This is a genomic window from Catenulispora pinisilvae (assembly GCF_015356865.1).
Lineage (GTDB): Bacteria > Actinomycetota > Actinomycetes > Streptomycetales > Catenulisporaceae > Catenulispora > Catenulispora pinisilvae.
In genome coordinates this window covers 1-1,628 of the sequence record NZ_JAAFZA010000492.1, presented here as the reverse complement: position 1 = coordinate 1,628, position 1,628 = coordinate 1, and the positions used below count along the sequence as shown (strand labels likewise).

The 1,628-nt window shown below is 67.5% G+C and carries 1 protein-coding gene; it reads right to left on the bottom strand.

All coding sequences use genetic code 11. From position 1 onward, the window contains the following. Positions 1-48 precede the first annotated feature (48 nt). Complete coding sequence (locus tag IZR01_RS49100; RefSeq protein ID WP_194927880.1) at positions 49-1,314, bottom strand: IS110 family RNA-guided transposase; 1,266 nt, start codon at positions 1,312-1,314, stop codon at positions 49-51. Between the last annotated feature and the right edge of the window lie 314 nt (positions 1,315-1,628).

The following is a 1,628-nucleotide window of genomic DNA, read 5'->3' as shown; positions in this document are numbered from 1 at the left end:
GCTGAGACGTAAGTGTGGTGACGTTGCAGGTCAAGTTGGTGGTCGGGTTTAGGTTGTGGCTGGTGTTGGTTGGTCGTGGATGTCGACGGTGGCGCCGATGGAGTGGGCCAGGGCGGCGATGCGGCGTCTGATTTTGGCCGGGTCGCGACGGATGAAGTAGTCAGCGCCCAACTCCCGGTAGGGAACCTTGTCGTGCAGGATGAACCAGATCGCGATGGCCATGTCGTGCATGATGGCGACTTGGGCTTTGCGGGAGTCCATGCGGCCGCGTAGCCGGTGGTAGCGGGCATTGAGGTAGGTGCCTTTGTGGCCCATGACGGAGAAGGCTGCCACGCCCAGGATCCGGCGCATCGCGGTGTTGCCGTCTGCGGGCCGGGTCTTGCGTTTGACCCCGGCGGATTCGTTGTGTCCGCCGGTGGTCCCGAGCCAGGAGGCCAGGTGGCCGGGGCTGGGGAAGGCAGCCATGTCGTGGCCGAGTTCGGAGACGATGATCTGCGCGCCGAGGGTGTCGATACCGGGGATGGTGGACAGGTTGGCGATGTCCCGGCGCTGGTCGTCGGAGTCCAGAAGCTCGGCGATGCGGGCGTCCAGCGCGAGGATCTTGCCGGTGTAGTGGTCGATCTCCTCTAGGTGGTCGGCGACCAGGTAGCCGTGGTGGCTGGTGAACCGGCCGGTGAGGGCCTCGGCCAGCTCGGCTGCCGATGCCCGGATCCGGGCATCGGCCAGGGCGGCCAGGGCGCGCGGGTCACGCTTCCCGGCGATCAGGGCGGCCAGGATGCGGCGGCCGGTGGCGCCGGTGATGTCGCTGATCACGCTGGTGATCTTGATGCCGGTGTCTTCGAGGGTCTTCTCCAGCCGGTTGATCTCCGAGGCGCGGGCGGTGGTGAACCCGGTGCGCCGCCGAGTCAGATCGCGCACCTCACGCACCGGTTCGGGCGGGATGAACGAGCCGGCCAGGTTGCCGGCCGCGGCTTGCCGGGCCAGGAATGCCGCATCCCGGCGATCGGTCTTGCGGCCTTTGAGGATCCTCACATGCGCCGGGTTGACCAGCAGTACCTGCACCCCCGGCAGGGTGCCGGACAGAATCCAGAACACCGGCCGCCAGTAGTCACCGGTCGCCTCCATCACCACGATCTGCACCCGCGCGGCCTCCAGGCGGTCACGCAGCGCCAAGATCTGCGAGGTCATCGTCGTGTAGACGGCCTCCTCCAACTTCACCGCCCCGCGCCCGCCGACGGTGCGGATACACACCGACAGCCCCCGCTTGCCCAGATCGATACCCGCCGCCCGGCTGTAACTACGCTCGGCACCCATCAACGCCTCCCTGGCCGCAGATCCGGAACGTCCCTGACCCGCCTGGCCGCCCCGGCGGGAGCGCAAGGACGTTACATAAGCTGAGACACGCGCTAGGCCAGAGCCCTGCAACAGGTACCGGCCTGCAGCACAACACAGTCCTCACACAGCGCACCCCGGGCCAGTCTGGTTTACGAGCTCACCAGCGCTTCATCGCCGAAGCGACCTCGGCCGAGACGACCACAACCACTTTCCCACGGACACGGCGAGGCCACGAGCCCCAGCACCCTGGTTTTCGGTTCGTTCCCCTCGGTCGCGTCGGCAGGGCTTCGCCT

Bases quoted from the DNA above. Each gene is read 5' to 3' on its own strand.
- IZR01_RS49100 (WP_194927880.1), bottom strand. From the start codon at position 1,314: ATGGGTGCCGAGCGTAGTTACAGCCGGGCGGCGGGTATCGATCTGGGC.